This window comes from Kitasatospora sp. NPDC048239, assembly GCF_043202015.1.
Taxonomy (GTDB): domain Bacteria; phylum Actinomycetota; class Actinomycetes; order Streptomycetales; family Streptomycetaceae; genus Kitasatospora.
Genome location: NZ_JBICZP010000006.1, coordinates 426,352 through 448,491, shown reverse-complemented (window position 1 = coordinate 448,491; position 22,140 = coordinate 426,352). Strand labels below are relative to the sequence as shown.

Here is a 22,140-nt window from a genome sequence, read left to right as displayed (position 1 = left end):
ACGGATGACGCACCACGGCAGGTTCAGCCATGAGGCCCTGGGTCCTAACCGAAGAAGATCTCCACCTCCTCTCCGGCGTCCGCGTCCCCGTCCGCGTCCGACCCGGCCCCCTCGTCACCCTCGTGGGGCTCGTCGTCGTGCTCGTCCTCCTCCTCGCCCGACCCGGCCGACAGGTCCACCGGCAGCACGAACGGGAACACGAACGGCACGTCCTCACCCGACTCGGACCCCGAGTCCCCGTCGTCCCCGTCGTGTCCGCCCTCGTGTCCGCCGTCGCTCCCGTGTTGGCCCACGCTCTCGCCGGTGCCGGTGCCGGTGCCGGTGCCCGGCCCGGTCGGCAGGCCGACCGGCAGCACGAACGGGAACGCGAACGGCACCTCCTCACCCGACTCGGACCCCGAGTCCCCGTCCTCCTCCGCGGCCGACGGCTCGTCATCCTCTCCGGACCCGCCCGGCGGCGCGAACGAGAACGTGAACGGCACCTCCTCACCCGACTCCGACCCCGGGTCCCCGTCCTCCTCCGACTCGGCGCCCGAGTCACCCTCGTCCTCCGCACCCGACGACTCGTCGCCCTCCTCGGAACCGCCCGGAGGCACGAACGAGATCATGAACGGCACCTCCTCGCCCGACTCCGACCCCGAGTCCCCGTCCTCCTCCGACTCGGACCCCGAGTCACCCTCGTCGGGTCCGGCCGGCGGCACCTGCTGGGGACCGGGCGACACCTGCCCCGGCCCCGCCACCGTCGTGGCCGTCGTGGCCGTCGTGGCCGTCGTGGCCGTCGCAGCGGCGTCGGCGGGCGGCACCACCTCCTCCGCCTCGATCAGGACGTACTGGTTGCCGGTCGTGCCGTCCATGTCGGGCATCACCGTGCGGTCGGTCACCCGGAAGCGGGCCCCGGGCAGCAGGAGCACCTCGGTCTCGTACTGCTTCTGGGAGAACGGGCCGATGTCACGCCCGCTGACACCGCGCAGCGTGAGCATGTACACCACGCGGTGCTTGTACCGCCCGACCGCGTCCTTGACGGCGAACTCGTGAGCCGTCGGGAACTCCTTGCTGGTGCTCGCATAGGTGTCGAACTCGATGTGGTCCTTGGCCAGCAGCCCCGCCAGGAACGCGCTCGCGTTGCTCTCGTTGCCCCACTCCCAGGCCCCGCGGTAGACGGTCATCTCGTTGGCGACCGGCAGGGTGTCGAGCGCCTCCAGCAGCATGGCGGCGTGGAGCTTGGACTCGGCGACCACCGCGGGCAGCAGCTCGGTGATCTTGCGCTCGAGCCGGGCGTCGACGTCCTGACGCGCGTCCGCGGCCAGGTTGCCGCGCTCCAGCATGAGGGTGTTGACCGCCTCGTCCGTGAAGAACATGTTCGGCCCGAGGTAGTTCTCGTTGGAGTGCACCAAGGAGATCATCTCCCTCAGCACCCGGCGGGTCGCCGCCGCCACGATGTCGAACGGCAGTCCGCCGCCGACACCCCGGGTGCGCTCCACGACCAGGTTGATCAGGGTGTGGTCCTCCCCCGTGTAGGCCCGGACCGCCATCAGGTGGGCCACCGTGAACTTCGCGAGCCGCTCGCGCATCTGGGGCACCGGGATCCCGTGGTCCCTCAGCCAGCGCCGCAGCGCCGGACTCGTGGGTGCGCCGAACGCCACGTTGACCTGGTGGTGGTGGTACTCCCTCGCCTCGTGGACGTCCGCGCTGGTGAGCGCCTGGAGGCCGCCGTCCTCGGCGCGCAGCGACAGCCGCTCGAAGTAGTGCCGCTCGTGCGGGAGCAGCCCCCTCGGGTCGAACTGGCGCAGCCTGTCCTCCGCGAACTCGGGACCGAGCACCTCCAGGCTCCGGTACATCGACACCGCGTCGGTCAGGTCCAGGGCCCTGCCGTTCGCGCCGTCGAAGCCCGCGATCTGGGCGCCCCGCAGGATCTCGTACAGCGAGTGGTCCCTCTGCAGCCCCATCCAGGCGATCAGGCCGACGACGAAGTCCTCACGCCGTGCCTCCGGGACGTTCAGCCAGTCGAAGGTGCTGACCATCCGGACGGCCGTGCCGGACAGGCCGCCGATGGCGGGCATGCCCCGCCCGTCGACGTCCCGCCGCCAGGAGGAGTCCGGCTCCAGCCGGAACCGGGCCGCGCCCTCGATCGACCCGAGCGGGAACTCCGGCCCCTGCCGTGGCCGAATCGCCTCGCCCAGCTTCATAGTCCCCCGCGCGATCGCCTCCTCGACCTCCTCGACCGTCATCTCCGCCAGGTCTCCGGCCCGTAGCCTCATCCGGCCGGACACGTTCGCCGTCACCGTGGTCGTGACGTTCCCGTCGGCGTCCGGGGTGCCGGGCGTGACCGTCACATCGGACACGGTGTGCCACTCGGGGAAGATCAGGGCCGTGTCCGGCTCCTGCCCGGGTGTGAGCGGGACGGTGTCGAGCTCCCGGGTCACGGTCGTCGTCATCGGCATGACCTCGCGCTCCAGGAGCAGCGCCCGCTCGCGGTTGCTGAGCTCGATGCCGACCCGCCTGAGCCGCGCCGGCGTCAACCTGCCCGGTGTGCGCATCTCGTCCGGGCGCTCGGTGCGGATCAGCTGGCTCCGGCCCAGTTCGGTGGAGTTGTCGATCGGGTCGGCGCTCCACCGCATGAGGTTGCCCAGGGCGAACGGGTCCAGGGAGAAGTTCCTGGCCTGCCAGGTCGAGAAGGCCGCCAGCACACCGTGGACCAGCCTCCGCTCCCGGCTGTGCAGGTGGTCCCGGTACGGCCTCAGCCGGTCCACGTCGAGGCCGAGCTCCCGGGCGGCGGTCAGCTCCGGATCGCTCATCACCGTCAGCAGCAGTTCCTTGAAGCCGCCGATGTACTCGCCGGCCGCGCCGTCGCCGTCGGGCCGGTAGTAGGCGCCGTTGTAGAAGGCGGTGTACTTCTCCCGCGGGTTCCCGGACTCCATCATCTTGTCGATCTGGCGGACGGTCAGGCCCGAGTGGCCGATCTGGCCCGCGCTGGTCACGTCGTCGCGGGTGAAGACCTGCCTGAGGTGCACCTCCTCGATCCAGTTCGGGCCGTGGTGGTCGACGAGGACGGCGACCAGCCGGTTGAGGGCGTGGTCGATGGCGGCGTCCCCGCGTGCCGTGACGGCGGTGGCGAGCTCGGCGACGTGCATCTCGAAGGCCTCGGCCAGCTCCGTCCAGCCGGGCTGCTCGGCGATGGGGTGCCGGGTGAACAGCCTCTCCGTCGGGGCCATGCCGAAGGTGTGGCCCGGTCCTCCGGCGGCCGGGTCGTGGAACAGCGTCGGGTCGTGCCGCCCGTCGCCGCGGATCTGGTTCCGCGCGGCGTTCTCCGTGTAGGCCCAGACCTTCCCGGTGTCGGAGACGGCCGGTGCGTGCTCCGGGAACTCGCCCCGCTGCGGGTCGATCCAGCGCAGTGCGCCGCCGCCGGTGTTCAGCAGGGTCCAGGCGTGGCCGACCAGGCCCTCCTCGGCGACGAGGACCAGTGCCCGGGTGCCGGGGCCGCCGTCCCGGACCAGGGCGACCACCCTGTCCAGGGCCGCGGAGCCGGCGCCGTAGTGCCAGGGCGGGCCGAGGCGCCTGGTCACCTCCCAGATGCCGTCGCGCTCGGGCATGTCGTCGACGCGGGTCCCCGCGGGGTGCGGGTCGCCGTCCATGGTGTCCCACAGCGCCAGGTTGACGTCCAGGCAGTTGACGGCGGAGCCGTCGGGGTTGAGGTGCCCGAGCAGGTCCGCGGTGAGCCGCGGTGCGGTGCCCGGCTCGACCGGCCCGTCCGGCAGCGCGCCGAGCCAGGCCCGCTGCTGCTCCTCGGTGGACTGGAGCAGGCCGCGGTCGGCCGGCGGGGTGGCGTTGCGGTCCATGGTGTGCAGGCGCTTGGGCTCCGGGGTGACCGGCTCGGAGACTACGTCCGGCTCGGCGCGCCGCTTCGTGGCGGGCACGAGGACGTTCCAGATGTCGTCGCCGGTGAGCTGGCGCGAGGACCCGGGCCGGCTCTCCTGCCGGGTCGGCGTGCGGGGCTCGGGCGCCGCGGCCACGGGGGGCCGCTGCGGGGCGGGGGCGGGGGCTGCCGCGGGCACGTCGGTCTGCTCGGCCTGCGCCTCCTCGCCCTCCATGCTGTGCACCATCTCCTTCGGCGCAGGCGCGGCCGCGTCTTCCGGCGCGAGCGGCGGGACCTCGGCGGACTCCGCCGGCTTCTCCGGCACCTCCGCAGGCTTCTCCTCCGACACGACCGGCTTCTTCGCCACAGGCACAACCAGCGGCACCGACGGCACCGACGGCGGCACCACGGCAGGCACCTCCGGAACCTCCGGAACCTCGGCGGACTCCGCGGCCTCCGCCGGCTTCTCCGGCACCTCCGCAGGCTCCTCCTCCGACACGACCGGCTTCTTCGCCACAGGCACAACCAGCGGCACCGACGGCACCGACGGCGGCACCACGGCAGGCACCTGCGGCACCGGCGGGACCTCGGCGGACTCCGCCGGCTTCTCCGGCACCTCCGCAGGCTTCTCCTCCGACACGACCGGCTTCTTCGCCACAGGCACAACCAGCGGCACCGACGGCAGCACCACGGCAGGCACCTCCGGAACCTCCGGGACCTCCGCGGCCTCCGGCACCGGCGGGACCTCCGCGGCCTCCGGCACCGGCGGGAGCGCCTCGGCCGGGGTCTCCCGGCGCCACTGCCGCCCCTTCTGCTCCCTGGCGGTGAAGAACGTGTCCGCCGGAGCGGTGATCGTCTCGGAGATCTGCTCCTTCGGGATGGAGACCGCGAACGGGACCACCCCGCCGGCGGCCGGGGAGGCGGCGCCCGGTCGCTCCTCCCCGTGGTGGAAGGTGAACCGGAAGGCCACGTGGCCGTCGAAGTGCACCAGCGGCACCGGGACCTTCGAGTTGGCGATCGTCCGCCCACCGGCCGACCGCTCCCCGCCCTGGCGCCACCGGTATCCGCCGCCGAAGATGGCGGACACCGAGAACTTGCTCTTCAGCTTGGAGAACTCCGCGCCGATCTGGCCCATGGCCTGGAGGTGGCGGGAGTTGAGCGCGCGCTCGCTGTACCGCGCCGAGGACTCGCCGACCAGCGCGAGCTCCGCGCCGCCCTCGTCCCGGTGGTGGGCGAGATCGACCAGCTCGGCCGTCACGGACACCCAGGACTGCCGGCCGTTCACCCGGAACGGCGTGCCGGTGAGCGTCCCGCCCGCGGTCAGCCGCGGCAGGGCGGCCATCAGCCGCTCGCGGCCGAACTCGTTCATCACGCGCTCGGAGCGCCGACCGCCGCCCGCCACCCGGCTGTCCCAGACCCCCGGGTAGTGCCGCCGGCCCTCGGTGTCGAGCAGGCTGTGCAGGGAGCCGACGTCGGTGAGGTCACGGATGACATGGGTGGCGGCGAGGCCGCCGGTCCAGACCGCGGCCGGCGGCACGGAGTGCGTCCTCGGCTCGGTGTCCCGCACCGGGGCGGCGCTGCCGGCCCGGGTGGTGACCGGTCCGGGCGCCTCGAAGCGGCCGTCGGCACCGCCGGTGACCGGGTGGGCCTCGGAGGCCTCGACCAGTACCTGGAACCCGACCTTCGCGTAGCCGAAGGCGTTCCGGCGGACGGCGAACGAGGTCTTCGTCATCGGGGCGATCTGGTCGGGGGTCCGGTCGCTGCCGGGCCCGGACCCGGGCTTCAGCCCGGGGGCGGCCTTGAGCTGCTCGATCTGCTCCCTGTGCCGATCCCGGTCGGCCACCAGCCGGTCGCGCAGGTCCCTGCTGTCGGGCCGGTTGCCCAGCTCGCGGATCCGCCTGTCCAACTGCTCCAGGTCCGACGTCCACTTCCTGACGACGGACTCGTCGATCCGCCGCTGCTGACCGTCCAGCAGGGGCTTGAGCGCCGCCCGGTGCTCGCCGTCCAGCCTCGTGTTCTCGGCCTGGAACGCCGCGGGGCCGAGCTCGGCCTCCCGCCCCGCCAACGCCTTCTGGCGGGCCGCGAACGACCGCTGGACCGCGTCGATCCGCCGCTGCTCGTCCCGCGCCCCGCGGGGGACGGACCGGTCGACGGTCCTGCCCCACAGGGTCAGGTTGCGGCGGAACTCCAGGTGGAGGAGGGCGGTGCCCTCGAAGACGCTGCCGGCCACCTTGCTCTTGGTGCCGGCGCCCGTGCCCACGGAGCTGGAGTTCTCCGCGATCTGGTCCTTCCCGCTGACGTGGGTCAGCGTGCCGCCGGCCACCACCGCGGCCGGGAGCGCCCCGATCGGGTCGGAGGTGCCGACCAGCCGCAGCGCCGTGGCGTCGGTGGTGCTCCGGGTGTAGGCGGTCAGACCGTCCGTGCCGCCGCTGGAGTGGCCGACGGTGCTTCCGCTGTTGAACTCGGTCGCCTTGGTGTCGGAGACGTGCTCCATCCGTTGCACGCTGGCCCGGACGGTCACGGTGCCACCGGGCACGGCGATGGACCAGCCCTGGCCGGCCATCAGCGACCGTAGCCGCTGCTGGAGCGCCTCGGCGGTGAACTTCGGCGCGAGCGTCCGCTTCACCCGCTGCCAGTTCCGGTCCGAGCCGAACACGGCCCGGCCGGTGGCGTCCAGCTGGCTCAGCACGTCCTCGGCCCCCGGCTGTCGCCTCGGGGCCACCACCGCGTTCGCGTCGACCGCGGTCGGCCCGGCCGGGCCGCCGGACATCGACGTGAGCTGGACGTCACCCGGCTGCTCCGGCTGCTCCACCTGCGGCGGCTGCACCGGCTGCTGCGCGTCGGCAGCGGCCCCGGGCGCGCGGGTGGGCGGCACCGCGGGGCGCTCGGACTCCTGCGAAGGGGAGACGTGCAGCACGATGTCGGTGGCGCTGAGCACCAGCGACCGCATGATCCGCTGCGGCACCTGGCGCGGCGTCGCGGGGGCCGGCCTGCGCCCGCCCGGGGCGGGCGGCATCTCGCGGACCGGGAAGGCGAACTCGGCCCCGGTCGTGGCGTGCAGGGGCTCCATGGCTTTCGAGAACCCGAACCGGGGGGAGAGGTTCACCTCGATCCGGAACGTCAGGTCGCCCCGGAAGACCGCCGCCGGCTCGACGGTCTTCCCCTTGGTCACCGCGATGCTGCCGACGTCCCGGGTACCGCCGATGACGCTGTCGGAGTTCCAGGCGTGGCTCAGTGCCCCCGCCAGGTTCGGGAGCTTGCCGGCGACGACGACGGTCTGGGTCGACCGGCTCCGGTCGTCGTGCATCTCGCCGGTGGACGTCGTGGACTCGGTGCCGACCTCGAACTCGAAGTCCGCGACGGACTTCAGGTGCTCCTTGACGGACGCCTCCGCGGCGGTGATCCGGATGTCCGCCGTGACCCCGTTGGCGGAGACCGACGTCCCCCAGCTGCGGCCGGTGGTCAGCGCGGCCGCCATCGGCCGCAGCGCCACCGGGTCGAAGAACGGCACCAGGTCCGCGGCGACCCGGTCCCACTTGGCGCCGAAGACCGGCCGCAGCGCCGTACGGAGCTCGTTCATCACGGCCAGGCCGTCGGTGATCCCGAGAACGGCGTCGGACGAACCGAGCTGGCCGTTCCGGGACACCCGCTCCGGCGGCTGGTGCGTGAGGGGCTTGGTCTCCTTCCCGGCGTCGGGTGCGGGCTTGGGCACGACGGGCTTGGGCACGACGGGCTCGGGCACGACGGGCTTGGCGGCGTCCCCGACGGTGGTCGGCGGCCGCACGAACGTCGCCGGCTGCGCCTGACCCGGCAGCGCGGCCTGCTCCGGCTGCTCCGGCTTGGTCGGCTTGGCCGGCTCCGGCTTGGCCTCGGTCACGTACTCGTCGAGCCGGGACTTCGGGATCGCCACCACGAACCGCACCGCGGGGTCCGAACCGCCGCCGGAGGAGTCCAGACGGCCCTGGTCGGACAGTCGGACGTTCACCTTGGCGGTGGCGAGGAAGACCGCCATCGGCTCGGAGAACTTGGCGCTGGAGACCGTGCTGGACCCGGTCCCCGCACGGTCGCCGGTACGGCGCCGGAACGCCAGCCCGCCACCGAGCGAGAGCGACACCCATTCGCCGCCCGGGAAGGCGTAGTGGAAGCCGCCCTGCGCCTGTCCGCCGAGCGTCCAGCCGACGGTGTCCCGTGCGGCGTCGCCCACCGCCGTCTCGTTGAGGACGTTCAGCTCGGCCTTGTCGATGGTCCGCAGGAACTCCAGCCGGTCCACCCGGGCGGTGGCCTGCACCGTCGTGTCCGCGTGTCCCGGCCGGCTGAGCAGCGGCCCCTGGAGCGGGATGTCCCGGCTCATCGCGGGCAACGAGGCGGCCAGCCGCTCCAGTTGGAAGGTGTGCCGGACCGACTCCCGGAACCCCGCCCACCCCTCGGCCTTGAACGCGCCCACCCCCAGCTCGTCGAGGACGGTGTGCAGGTCCTTGCCCTTGGCACCGCCCCCGGAGGGGTTCGCCCGCGCGAAAACGTCCAGGACGACGGCGCTCTCCGGCAGCCCGGTCGTCCAGAGCTCGGGCTTGGGCCGCCAGGCGGTCGAGCCGGGCTCCAGGCGGGGCGCCTGGACCTCGCCCGGCGCCCGGCCACCGGACACGAAGGACTCCGGTCCGTCGACGGCCACCGAGTCGGCGGCCTCGGAGATCACCTGGAAGCCGACCTGCCCGGTGGCGTGGGGGCCGCCGGGAGCGGGGGTGGTGCCGTCCGGCCGGTACTCGAAGGCGAGCACGGCCCTGCCGTCGAAGATCGCCCCGGCCGCCTTCACCTTGACGGCGTTGCCGGCCCGCACGGTGACCCGGTCGATCGCGCTGCTGTCGCGGCCGAGCTGGCCGGACGGCAGAGCGCCCGTGACACCGACCGGCACGTCGCCGAAGCCCGTGTGCTTGGCGGAGGGCACCCCGGCCACGCTCAGACTGCCGGTGACGGACGAGACGACGGTACGGGTCACGTCGGTGCCCGTGTTGAACTCCGTCTGCTCGGTGTTGCGCAGGTGCGACATCTGCGCGACCAGCGCGGACACCATGATGCTCCCGCGGCCGTCGGAGAGCGTGATCTCCACGGGCTCGCCGCTCATCATGGACTTCAGCTCGGTGCGCAGGGTCTGCAGGTCCAGCCGGCCGAGGACCTCGGCGCGCAGCGCCGGCCAGTCCTTGCCGAAGGCCGCCTCGCCGAACGCCTCCAGCGAGCTCCGGGTGGCGCCGACGGGCAGCGCGGCCGCGGGGGCCGCGGCGGCGAGCACCGCGGGAACCCCGCCGACCGCCCGGTTCCCGGCCTCGTCGATCACGTGGACGTTCTTGACGACGTCCAGCCCGCCGAGCGCCAGCGACTCCTCGACGCGCCGCGGCGGACGGTAGTGCTGCTGGGCGGCCGGCGGGACGGCGTCCGCGGCCTCGGCGGCCGGCACGACGACCGGAACCGGCAGCTCGACGGGCAGGCGGTGCTGGCCGCGGCCGACCGGCATGCCCGAACCGTCCTTGCGGACACCGGAGAAGTCGAGCTCCAGCCGGATGTCGGCGTCGATCCGCAGCGCGGGCTCGGGCGTCTTGCTGCGGGAGAACGTCCGGCCCCTGCTGTCGCTGGTACCGGCCTTGCTGCGGTCGCTCACCACCCCGACCTGTCCGGTCATGCTGGTGTCGGGGGCGTTCGGGGAGAACTTGCCGCCCATCAGCAGGCCGCCGCCGAACCGTCGGCGGCCCTCGGTGAAGGACCCGGTGGTGGCGAACGAGTCGCTGCCGTCCTCGAACTCGAACTTCTTGTACGCCCCGGTGGTCGTGGCCCTGGTGACCCGGGCGGTGACCTGGACGTCGCCCTTCCAGCCGAGCAGCTCGAACGGCAGCGAGAGGCGCTCGCCCTGGGTCATCGCCGACAGCACGGGCTGCAGGGCGTCGAGGTCCAGCGCGTCGGAGAGCTGTTCCCTGACCGAGCCGGCCAGGAGTTCGCGGGCCTCGGCCAGCTGCTTCTCGGCCTTGGCCAGCCGCTCCACGGCCTGCGCCGCCTGCGGCCCGGCCGCGGCGACGTCGTCCTGGGCCTTGCGGTGCTTCTCCAGCAGGCCCTTGGGAAGCAGCTCGGGGACGCCGGTGAGGGCGGTGACAACCGCCTCCACCACCCGGTCGACGGGGCCCGATATCGGCAGGACCCGGTCGCCTCCGCTGAGTTGGCCGTTGGCGGGGTCGGTGAGCCTGGTCGGCGGCGCGGGCAGCGGCGGCGCCTTCGGCTCCTCGACGAGCGGCACCTCCGGCTTCGGCAGCAGCTCCGGCGCCGGCAGCGCCGCCGGGGTCGGGGCCGGGCTCGTTTCCGGGGTCGGAGCCGGGGCCGGAGCCTCGTCCGGCGTCGGCGCCAGCACCGGCGACTCTGGCAGCGGCGGCAGGTCCGGCCCGGACAACTGCGCCGGCTGCTCCGGCACCGGCGGGGTCTCCGGCTCCGCCTGCACCTGCACCTGCGGCGGAACCGGCGGTGGCGGCAGCTGCGCCGGCGTCTGCTGCGGGACGGGCCGCAGCGCCGAGAAGTGCGCCCCCTCGTAGCCCTGGCGGTAGAGCATCACCGTGCGGCGGTCGGAGTCCGCCAGGTAGCTGGAGAACTGCCCGGCGCTGTTGAGGACACCGAGGTTGAAGCCCACCGCACCGGCGGCGATCCGGGGCACCTCGTCGAAGAGGGGAGTGTTCCAGAGCGCCCGGTTGCGGATGGCCAGATCGACCGCCTCGCTCGGCTGCATGTCCGCCAGGCGCTGTGGGGTCAGGAACTGCGGATGCGGGTTCGGGTCCAGCACCACCGGCTGGGCCAGTCCCGGACGTTCCAGGAGGAGGCGGTCCCAGGCTCCGTTCGCGAGGTCGGTGAGCACGGGGCTGCCGAAGTTCTCGATCAGGGCGCTCGCGTCCACGCCGGCGGGCAGCTCGTCCGTCCGACCCATCACACGCCAGAGCGCCTGCGGCGTCAGGTCCGCGATCAGCATGTCCAGGACCGACTGCCCCCACTCGTCGATGAGCTCCCGCTGGGCGGCGCCGTCCGGTCCCCGGTACCACTGCAGTACGGCGGCGCGCAGCCCGGCGGCGTCCAGGTGCTGGTGCTCCCACTCGCCGAACTGGCGGTTCACGCCGACCAGCAGGGACGTGAAGAGGCAGTCGCCGTCGCCGGGCACGGTGAGGGCCTCGTAGGGCCGCCCTTCGATGACCAGCCCGCTTTCGAGGACAGCGCGCTCGCGGGACACGACCTCCGCGACCGGCAGCGGCACGGCGGCCTGTGACGGCTGCGGCTCCGGCTGCTGCTGCAGCCCTGTCTGATACACCGTCACAGTAGGTGCCTGCGAGGCATGGTGAGCGGGACTCGGCGTCGACGCGGCGTCGTTGCCGACGACGGCGTGGGACGGTGTCTTGGCCGCGGGGGCGGGCTTCGTCGAGGCGTTCCGGTACTGGTCGAAGGAGAGTTCGCGGACGACCGGTCCGGAGCGGAGCACGTCCTCGATCCGCTGGAGGTGCCGCGGCAGCACCTCGAAGTCATTGCGGTACGCGGCCTGGCCCATCACCCCCGCCTCCCCCGCGAACCGCTCCCGGCGCCGCAGCGCCATCGTCTGCTCCGCGTACTCGTCCGGCAGGCCGAGGAAGTGCATCAACTCGTGCACCAGCACCCCGGCGCCGCTCTCCTCGTGCCACAGCAGCTGGTTGCTCCGCCCGCCACCGGGAGCGACCTTGACCCGCTGATGCGCATCCGCCGCACCGTCGGCCCGCTCAAGTCGGACATGGAACTGCGACCCGTCGGACAGCCTGAACCTGCCGTTCACATGCTGATCGACAGCCGCCACCGCCCGGGCCCAGACCTCGTCCACCCTCCCCGGAGACACACCCGAACCCTCCAACGCCCCCAAGTCCAGCCGCAGCGTGAACTCACGCACCCACTGACCCGGCCGCACCTCGAAATGCCGCACGTCGTAGTCGATCCGGGTCATCGCACCCCGAAGATCACCCACCGGCCGCGGCCCACCCGGCGTCCGACCCGCAAACTGCACAGGCAGCTCCGGCCCGGCAATCACCCCACCGCTCACCTGACCCGCCACCAACGGATCAAAACGCGTCGACGACATCCGCGCAGGCACCGCGAACTCCCGCACCCCCGCCCACGCCTGCGCCGGCAACAACCCCGCACCGGCCCCAGGCTCCGACACCACCGGCAACGGACCCACAACCGGCCCCGCCACCAACGGCGGAGCAGCAGCCAGACCCTGACCCGCCAACTGCTCCGCCAACGCCGCAGTCTCCTGCTCGGCAGGCGTACGCGGCACCGTCGTGCCCCAGTAGACCGCCGGGATGCCGGCCGACATCACCAGGAACTCGTCCTCGCCGTGGTACAGCGACTCGTCGAGGGTGGCGGGACGGCTCTGCAGGTGGGTCCCGAAGACCCGCTGGATCGGGACGTCCTGGACCGTCACGTAGAACGGCCCGCCGTTGGCGTGGGGATCCTGCGGGTCCTTGTAGGGCACCAGCAGGCTGAACGACTCGGCCGCCCCGCGCCTGAGCTCCAGCACGATCCCGCCGCCGGGCGCGGGGCCGGTGACGGGGACCGGGTGGGTCAGGGGGTTCGGAAGTCCCGGGTTGTCGTCGTCCACGTGCCGCCGGTTCTCCAACCGGATCAGCCTGACCGTGCCGTTCTGCCGGTCCACGTTCGGCAGTTCGACGGTCGTCAGCAGCTCGTAGGTGAACACGTGCTGGGCGACCAGGGCGCGCAGGTCGGTCGGGCCGTAGTTGACGTAGTGGGGGCCCCCGCGCACATCCGTGATGTTCTGCAGGACGCCGCTCAGTTCGGAGAAGCCCCAGTAGTAGGTCGACTCCAGGTTTCCTTCGGAGCGGAAGTGGGCGTACAGCAGCTTCGCGAGAGCCGGATGGGCCTTCCAGGAGCTGCCGGCCTGCTGGGCTCCCCAACCGTCGATGAAGTCCGACGTCCCCGGTTGCCGGTCCAGCCACTGGTAGAAGGTGTCGGACACCCCGCCCGCGCCCCGCAGCGGCCCGCCCTCCACCAGCCCCCCGCCGGGGGCGACCAGGCTGCGGCGCGTCACCTCGACCCCGTTGTCGAAGGCCGGCGGCCGCTCGACCAGCAGCTCCGGGAGGTCCGCGAACACGCCGTCGGCCCGCATGGACATCTGCAGGTACAGGAACTCGCTGATGTACACGGGTGACCAGCCGTCCGCACTGAGCAGCTCGTACGTGTCCACCAGCCTCCGGGCGGCGGCGTTGCCGTCCGCCTCCTGCATGGCGCGCTCGACGATCTGCGCCAGCCGGCGGGCGATCCCGTCGGCCACGTGGTCGTGGACCATCGCCATGCCGTCCACCACGTGGCCCTCCGCGAGGCCGGACAACAGGTCGTCCCAGACCAGTGCCTCGACGCCGTTGAGCAGGGTGAGCGACGACAGGTGGTCCCCCTCGCGCCACAGCTCGTCGGCCCTGAACGAGCCCGCGGGCAGCGGCTCGGCCACGAACGGCGGAAGGTCCAGCACGAGCGGCGCGAGCACCGGGGAGGGCGGCTCCGAGTGCGCCGTCTGCGCGTCGGCGTCCGAGCCCCCGGTCGCCGGCACCTGGGGTGCGTACTGCTGCGAGGTGACGACCGGCGAAGCGGGGGTCGACCCGGTGCTCCACTCGTCGTCCGAATCACTGGGCGGAGCCTGCGACTCCGACCAGGGGCCGGCACCCTCCGCGGCGTTCTCGTTCTCCGCCGCGTGGTCCGCCGTCTGTTCGGCGGCCGCGGCCTGCTGCGCTGCGATCGTGTCGCGGTAGGTCTGGAGCTCCTGCTCGGTGACCACGGGTTGGCCCTCGCCCCAGCACTCCACCTGCCGGTCGGTGACCATGGTGAGGAACTCGTCCTCGCCGAGGTAGAGCGAGGTCTCGCCCTCCACCTCGTCCATCCTGGTCTGGAGGTGGGTTCCGAACACCCGGTGGATCGGGACGGTCTGCATGGTGAGCCAGAAGTCGCCGCCCACGAGGTCCTTGTAGGGGTTCAGGAGACTGTAGGACTCGGCCGCACCACGATGGATCTTGATCTGCTGGTGGTTCGTCCCGGAATCGCCGGGGTCATAGGGCTCGGGCAGCTCCCGCAGCACGCTGCGCTGCTCCAGCCGGATCAGATCGATCGTCCCCGCGTCCCGGTTCACCCGGGGCATCGGGACGGTGCGCAGCAGCTCGTAGGTGAACATGTGCTGGGCGGCCACACTGCGCAGATAGCCGGGCTGGTAGGTGAAGCCGAAGACGTCGCGCCTGCCGATCTCCATGTGGAAGCCGGGGGTCATCTTCAGCCGGTGCTCGAAGCCGTTCAGCCAGAAGTACTCGTCGCCGATGTGTCGCCTGTTCGGGTTGCGGAAGTGGGCGAGCAGGACCTTCGCCTCCAGCGACTCCCGCGAGGCCGAGGTACCCGCCTGCGCCACGCCCCAGTTGTAGAGGTACTGCCTGTTCCCGCCCACCGCCGCCGTGTCGAGCCAGTCGTAGAACGCCATCGAGGCGCCGTCCGGGCCGACCAGCGATCCCCCCTGGACGACGTCGGCTCCGAGTGCCGGAGGATTGGTGGGATCGACGAGGAAGTACGCCGCACCCACGGGCCAGGCCACCAGCTCCCTCGGGAACTTCCCCGGCACGGCACTGTCGCGGAACAGCATCTGCTGCCGCAGGAACTCGCTGATGTAGGCGGGCGTCCAACCGTCCGCGCTGAGCACCTGGTGCGTGTCAAGCAGTGTCTGGGCGGCCTCCCGCCGGTCGCCGCCGTCCGCCACGACCTGCCGGGCACGCGCGACGATCAGCTCCAACCGAAGCGCGGCCTGCTCGGCCGCCCGGTTGTAGACCGCCGCCATCCGGTCCAGCTGGGCGTCACTGGGCTCACCCTCCAACCCGTCGTCCCACACCATCCCCTCGACGCCGCCGAACAGGACGAACGCCGGCAGGCGGTCACCATCCCGCCACAGCTCGTCGGCCGTGAACGACCCCGTGATCGGCGGTTCGTGCACGAGCTCCGGAAGGTCCGGCAGCTCCGGCTCGTCCGCCGGGGAGGACGACTCCGAAGGCTGCGTCTGCGCCCCGATGTTCAGGGTCGCGATCTGCGGCAGCTGCACGGTCTGGGTGGCGGGAGTCCGCACGACCGGGACGGACGGCCCCTCGCCGCCCGAGTCGGAATCCCAGTCGTCGTCGGCCTCGCCCTCGCTGTCCGACTTCTGCCGCATCCGCTCCGGCATCGGCAGGAACGGCTGGGGCCGGGTGGCGGGCGCCTGGGTGACGGGGGTCTGGGTCGCGGAAGTCTGGGTCGCGGGCGCCTGCACGACCGGGGCTGCCAGCTCCTCGCCGCCCGAGTCGGAATCCCAGTCGTCGTCGGCCTCACCCTCACTGTCCGACTTCTGCCGCATCCGCTCCGGCATCGGCAGGAACGACGGAGCCTGCGACGCCGGCCGCCCGGCATCCGCGTCCTCCACCTCGGCGTGGGACGGTGTCTTGGCCGCGGGGGCGGGCTTCGTCGAGGCGTTCCGGTACTGGTCGAAGGAGAGTTCGCGGACGACCGGTCCGGAGCGGAGCACGTCCTCGATCCGCTGGAGGTGCCGCGGCAGCACCTCGAAGTCGTTGCGGTACGCGGCCTGGCCCATCACCCCGGGCTCCCCCGCGAACCGCTCCCGGCGCCGCAGCGCCATCGTGCTCTCCGCGTACTCGTCCGGCAGACCGAGGAAGTGCATCAACTCGTGCACCAGCACCCCAGCGCCGCTCTCCTCGTGCCACAGCAGCTGGTTGCTCCGCCCGCCACCGGGCGCCACCTTGACCCGCTGGTGCGCATCCCCCGCACCAGCAGCGGCCCGCTCCAGACGGACATGGAACTGCGACCCGTCGGACAGCCTGAACCTGCCGTTCACATGCTGATCGACAGCCGCCACCGCCCGGGCCCAGACCTCGTCCACCCTCCCCGGAGACACACCCGAACCCTCCAACGCCCCCAGATCCAGCCGCAGCGTGAACTCACGCACCCACTGACCCGGCCGCACCTCGAAATGCCGCACGTCGTAGTCGATCCGGGTCATCGCACCCCGAAGATCACCCACCGGCCGCGGCCCACCCGGCGTCCGACCCGCAAACTGCACCGGCAGCTCCGGCCCGGCAATCACCCCACCGCTCACCTGACCCGCCACCAACGGATCAAAACGCGTCGACGACATCCGCGCAGGCACCGCGAACTCCCGCACCCCCGCCCACGCCTGCGCCGGCAACAACCCCGCACCGGCCCCAGGCTCCGACACCACCGGCAACGGACCCACAACCGGCCCCGCCACCAACGGCGGAGCAGCAGCCAGACCCTGACCCGCCAACTGCTCCGCCAACGCCGCTTCGGCCCGCTGCGCCGGTGTGAGCGGCACGTCCGTGCCGCGGTACAGGGGCTGGTAGCCCGCCGCCATCACCACGAACTCGTCCTCGCTGTAGAACAGCGAGTCGTCGAGGCCGTTGAACCGGCCCTGCAGGTGGGTCCCGAAGACCCGGTGGATCGGGACGTCCTGGACCGTCACATAGAACTCCCTGCCGTCGCCCTGGGGAGCCTTGGGGTCCTTGAAGGCGTCCAGCAGACTGAACGACTCGGCCGCCCCGCGCAGGATTTCCAGCGGGATCTCGGGGGCCGGGTCCTGGGCGAGTTCGGGGTTCTGGAACTCGTCGGGGTGCGGGAGGCCCGGGTTGTCCGGGTCCACGTGCAGCCGGTTCTCCAACCGCATCAGCCTGACCATGCCGTTCTGCCGGTCCACGTTCGGCAGCTCGACGGCCTTCAGCAGCTCGTAGGTGAACACGTGCTGGGCGACCAGGCTGCGCAGCAGGGACCGGGGGTAGCGGATGATGTCGGGTTCGTGGCGGTTGACGGTCTTCTTCAGGAACTCGTTCAGGTCGGGCGCCCAGTAGTAGCCGCCCTCCAGGTTCTCGGAGCGGGACCGGGCGAACATCAGCTTCGCGGTCGCCGGTTCGTTGGTCCACGAGCCGTAGGCCTGGGCGGCTCCCCAGGCCAGGACACGGCCGGGTTCCCCGTTCCGCGGCGCCGCGCCCAACCACGTGTAGAAGCGGTCGGACGCCCCGCCCGTGCCCCGCAGCGACCCGCCCTCGACGGCGCCCGGCCCTGCGCCGGGGGCGACCAGGCTCAGGCGGCCCCTCTGGAAGCCGTTCTCCATCTCCGGCGGCTGCTCGACCAGGCGCTGCGGGAAGCCCGCGAGGACGTCACTGTCCCGCATGGACATCTGCAGGTACAGGAACTCGCTGATGTACTCGGGTGACCAGCCGTCGTCCGCGAGCAGCCGGTGCGTGGCCAGCAGTGTCCGGGCGGCCGCCAAGTCGGCTTCTTCGGGCGTCGGTTGGGCTCCGCCGTCCTGCACGGCCGGCGCGCCCTGCGCGACCGGCGGGCCCTGCGCGACGACCTGTTCGGCCTGCGCGACGATCCGCTCCAACCGGGCGGCGATCTCATCGGCGGCCCGACTGTACTCCTCCGCCGCGGCCCCCAGCTGGTCGTCGTCCGGGTCGTCCCAGGGTTGGTTGCCCCACGCCATCCAGGTGTTGCCGTCGAACAGCACGGCATCCGGCAGGCGTTCCTCGGGACGCCAGAGCAGATCGGCGTGGAACTCCCGCCCCGCCGGCACCACCTCCACCGGTTCGGCCGCCTCCTGCGCGGCCGGCAGCGGAGCCTGCTGGACCACCTGTTGGTCCGCCTGCTGGTGCGGCGCGACGACCGGCGAAGCGGGGGTCGACCCGGTGCTCCACTCGTCGTCCGAATCACTGGGCGGAGCCTGCGACTCCGACCAGGGGGCGGCGCCCTCCCCAGCGTTCCCGTTCCCGTTCTCGCTCTCGGCGGCTTCGGCCGCGGCCTGCTGCGCTGCGAGCGCCTCGTGGTGGGCCTGGAGCTCCTGCTCGGTGACCAAGGGCTGGTCCTCGCCCCAGCACTCGACCTGCCGGTCGGTGACCATGGTGAGGAACTCGTCCTCGCCGAGGTAGAGCGACGTCTCGCGGCCCTCGTCCATCCTGCTCTGGAGGTGGGTACCGAACACCCGCTGAATCGGGACGGTCTGCATGGTGAGCCAGAAACTGCCGCCCACAAGGTCCTTGTAGGGGTTCAGGAGACTGTAGGACTCGGCCGGACCGCGATGGATGTTGATCGACTGGCGGTTCGTCCCGGTCGCGCCGGGGTGATAGGGCTCGGGCAGTTCCCGCAGCACGCTGCGCTGCTCCAGCCGGATCAGGTCGAGCGTCCCCGCGTCCCGGTCCACCCGGGGCATCGGGACGGTGCGCAACATCTCGTAGGTGAACACGTGCTGGGCCGCCACGCTGCGCAGGTAGCCGGGTTCGTAGGCGAAGCCGAGGACGTCCCCCCCGTCGACCTCCACTCTGAAGCCGTGGGTCTCCTGCAACCGGTGCTCGAAGCCGTTGAACCAGAAGTACTCGTCACCGATGTGCCGCCTCTCCGGATTGCGGAAGTAGGCGAGCATGAGCTTCGCCTGCATCGAGTCCCCCGAGACCGAGGCGCCCGCCTGCGCCTCGCCCCAGCGGTAGAGGTGCCGCCGGTCCCCGCCCGCCGTCTCGTCAAGCCACCGGTAGAACCGCATGGAGGCGCCGTCCGGGCCGCGCAGCGATCCCGCCTCCCTCCACGGGGCGCCGGGAGCCGGCGGTCTGGTGGGGTCGACGAGGGCGAACGCCTCACCGGTGGGCCAGGCGACGAGTTCCCGCGGGAACCTCTGGGGCACGTCGCTGGCACGGAACAGCATCTGCAGCCGCAGGAACTCGCTGACGTAGGCGGGCGTCCAACCGTCGTCGCTCAGCACCCGGTGCGTGGCCAGCAGCGTTTCGGCGGCCTCGTGCCCGACCCCGCCGGTCTCCACGACCTGCTGCGCACGCTCGACGATCCGCGCCAGCCGATGGGCGACCTGCTCGGCCGCCCGGTTGTAGACCGCGGCCATCCGGTCGAGCTGACCCGGGGCGGTCACCTCATCCAGGCGGTCGTCCCACACCATCCCCTCGGCGCCGTTGTACAGGATGAACGTCGGCAGGTGGTCCCCGTCACGCCACAGCTCACCGGCCGTGAACGGCCCGTCGATCGGCGGCTCCTCCCGCAGCTCCGGAAGGTCCAGCAGCAGCACCGGCTCGTCCTCCTGAGAGGACGACTCCGAAGGCTGCGTCTGCCCGCCGAGGTCCAGGGTCTCGACCTGCGGCAGCTGCACGGTCTGGGTGGCGGGAGTCCGCACGACCGGAGCCGACGGCCCCTCGCCGCCCGAATCGGAATCCCAGTCGTCGTCGGCCTCGCCCTCGCTGTCCGACTTCTGCCGCATCCGCTCCGGCATCGGCAGGAACGGCCGGGCCTGGGCCGCGGGCGCCTGGATGACGGGAGTCTGGGTCGCGGGCGCCTGCACGACCGGGGCCGCCGGACCCTCGCCGCCCGAATCGGAATCCCACCCGTCGCTCTCCTCGGCGTCGCTGTCCACCCGCTGCCGCATACCCGGCGGCACCGGCAGGAACGGCGGAGCCTGCGACGCCGACCACCTGGTATCCGAGTCCTCCGCCTCGGAGTGGGCGGGCGTGCCGGAGGTGACGACGGTGCCCTGGCCCGGACCGGCCGGGGCCTGCGGGTCGGGGAGCTGCTGCCCCCGGGTACCGCGGCGCGACGACTCGACGACACTCGGCTTGACGGGGACGCCGAGTTCGGCCATCAGCTCAAGCCAGGCCCTTGCGGCCGCCAGGTTGCCGGACATCCGTGAGCCCGGTCCACCGGTCCCCCCGCTCTGCGCGACGATCTCCTCGGCACGACGGGAGACCCACGCCTGGGCCTCACGCAGCGTCAGCTGCTCCGGCCCTCCCGACTCACCCGACTCGTCGACCTGCTTGTCCCTGCCCTCCTGCAACAGCAGCTTCCAGGCCTCCTCCTGGGCCGCCTCGTCCCGCGCGGCCGATGATCCGTCCTTGTCCTTGGCCCTGCCCTTGGCCTTGTCCTTGGCGGGTGCAGCCGCGGCCTTGCCGGCGTTTGCGGCCGGCGGTTCCCTGAGCGGCAGCACGGGGACGGGCCGCACCGCGGGGGCGAGCGGCGTGTCCGAGACATCCGGCATCAGGTGGCGGTCGCGCAACGACGCGACACGGATGCCGAGTTCGGACGCCAGCTCGTGCCAGGCCCGGGTAGCCGCCGCATCGGCGGCCATCCGGGAGCCGCGCCCGCCGACGGTCTGGACCCCACCGTCGCCCTGCGCCTCGATCTCCCTGGCACGGTGGGAGACCCGGTTCCTCGCCTCACGCAGCGTCAGGTTCTCCGACTCGCCCGAGCCACCACCCGACTTGTCCCGGAGGTCCTGCACCAGCCGCTGCCAGGCCTCCTCCCGCGCCGCCTTCTGCGCCTCGGCCTTCGCCTGCCGCTCGGCGATCTTCGCCGCGGCCTCCCGGGCCTCCCGGGCCTCCCGGGCCCGCTCCTCGACCTTGGCCCGGCCCTCCAGGGACGCCTCGTACTCCGCCCGCCGCTGATCGGCCAGCGCGTACTGTCGCTCCCGGGCGGCCTGGTCGGGCGTGACTGCGCCCCGGGTGCCGTCCTTCCCGCCCAGGCGCTCGCCGCCGGACAGGACGGCGGGCGGCTGCTCCGCGGCCGGCCGGTTCTTCGCCTGCGCCTCCTGCGCGGCCTGACCGGCCTTCCGCTGGATCTCGTCGGCGCCGTCCGTCAGCCGGTAGCCCTCGTCGGAGAAGCTCTTCGACTCCGGTGTCCGGTCCGGGCCGTCCCCCGACTGCTCGTCATCGGTCGGTGCGGGCTCCACCTGCGTCTCACTGCCCGTGGACCGGCCGCGGGCCGACAGACCGCCGGTGCCCGCCCCGACACCACCGCCGTCCCGCCGCGGGGCGCCATTGGACTCCGCCGCCGAGTCCGCCGCGTCCTGCTCCCGGCGCTTGAGCTCCTCGAAGGTGACGATGCTCGACCGCTTCGGGGTCTTCGCCACATCTTCGGGCTTCAGCGGGTCAGGCGCATCCGCCGTCGGACCACCGGCCGCCCGCCGCCTCTCCTGCGCCTCCAGAACCGACTTCGCCACATCCGAACGCGCCGCATCACCCGACCCGCCCAACTCACGACCCAACCCCGGGAACGGAACAGACTCCTCCCCGGCCTCAGGCCTCACCGCACCCTCAGGCTTCACCGGCGCAGGCGCATCCGCCGTCGGACCACCCGCCGCCCGCAACTGCGCCTGCCGCTCCAGAACCGACTTCGCCACATCCGAACGCGCCGCATCACCCGACCCGCCCAACTCACGACCCAACCCCGGGAACGGACCGGTCTCCGCGTCCACGGGCCTACCGGGGCTGCTGCTGTCGGCGGCCCCGGGGCGGAGGACCAGCGTCGGAGGCTTGACCGCCGGGTTCTCGGACTTCGAGACCAGGCCGATGGTCTCCCTGCCCGACTTGTCCCGGAGGTCCTGCAGCAGCAGCTTCCGGGCCTCGGCCCTCGCCGCCCGCTGCTCGGCCTCCTTCGCTGCGGCCTCGCGGGCCTCCTGGGCCTCCCGGGCCTGCCGGGCCCGCTCCTCGGCCTTGGCCTGGCCCTCCGCGGACGCCTCGTAGTCCGCCCGGCGCTGTTCGGCGTGCGCGTTCCGGCGGTCCCGGGCGGCCGCATCCGGTGTGGCGCCGGCCTTCGAGCCGTCCTTCCCGCCGAGGCGCTCGCCGCCGGGCGGGACGACGGGCGCCTGTTCCGCCGTCGGGGGCTTCTTCGCCTGCGCGTCCTGCGCGGCCTGGTCGGTCTTCCGCTGGGTCTCGGCCGCGCTGTCCGTCAGCCGGTGCTCCGCGCCGGGGAAGTGCTCCGTCTCCGGCTTCGGCGCCGCCGTGTCGGCAGACGGCTTGTCACCCGTCGGTGCCGGCTCCACCTGCGTCTCGCTGCCCGTGGACCCGTCGCGGGACTTCGCCCCGGAGGTGCCGCTCCCCGAGCCGCCGCCATCACTCCGCGGGGAGCCGTTGGAGCCATCGCCGGAGGAATCCTGCGCGTTCCTGCGCTGGACATCCGCAAAGGTGACGATGTTCGACGGCTGCTTCGGGGCCTTCCCCGTGTTCTCGGGCTTCACCGGGGCAGGGGTATCCGCCGTCGGCTCACCCGCCGCCCGCTTCTGCTCCTGCCGCTCCAGAACCAGCTTCGCCGTATCCGAACGCGCCGCCTCACCCGCCCCTCCCAGGTCACGACCCTTACCCGGGAACGGATCCGGCTTCGGAGCCGCATCACCCCGGCCCTCGACATCCGTCAGCGTGACGATGTTCGAATCCTTC

General features: G+C 72.7%; 1 protein-coding gene. It reads right to left on the bottom strand.

Features of this window, described 5'->3' with window-relative positions:
* Positions 1-44: 44 nt before the first annotated feature.
* Positions 45-21,941, bottom strand: a complete 21,897-nt coding sequence (locus tag ACGFZP_RS19370) for a toxin glutamine deamidase domain-containing protein (RefSeq protein ID WP_392934244.1) — start codon at positions 21,939-21,941, stop codon at positions 45-47.
* Between the last annotated feature and the right edge of the window lie 199 nt (positions 21,942-22,140).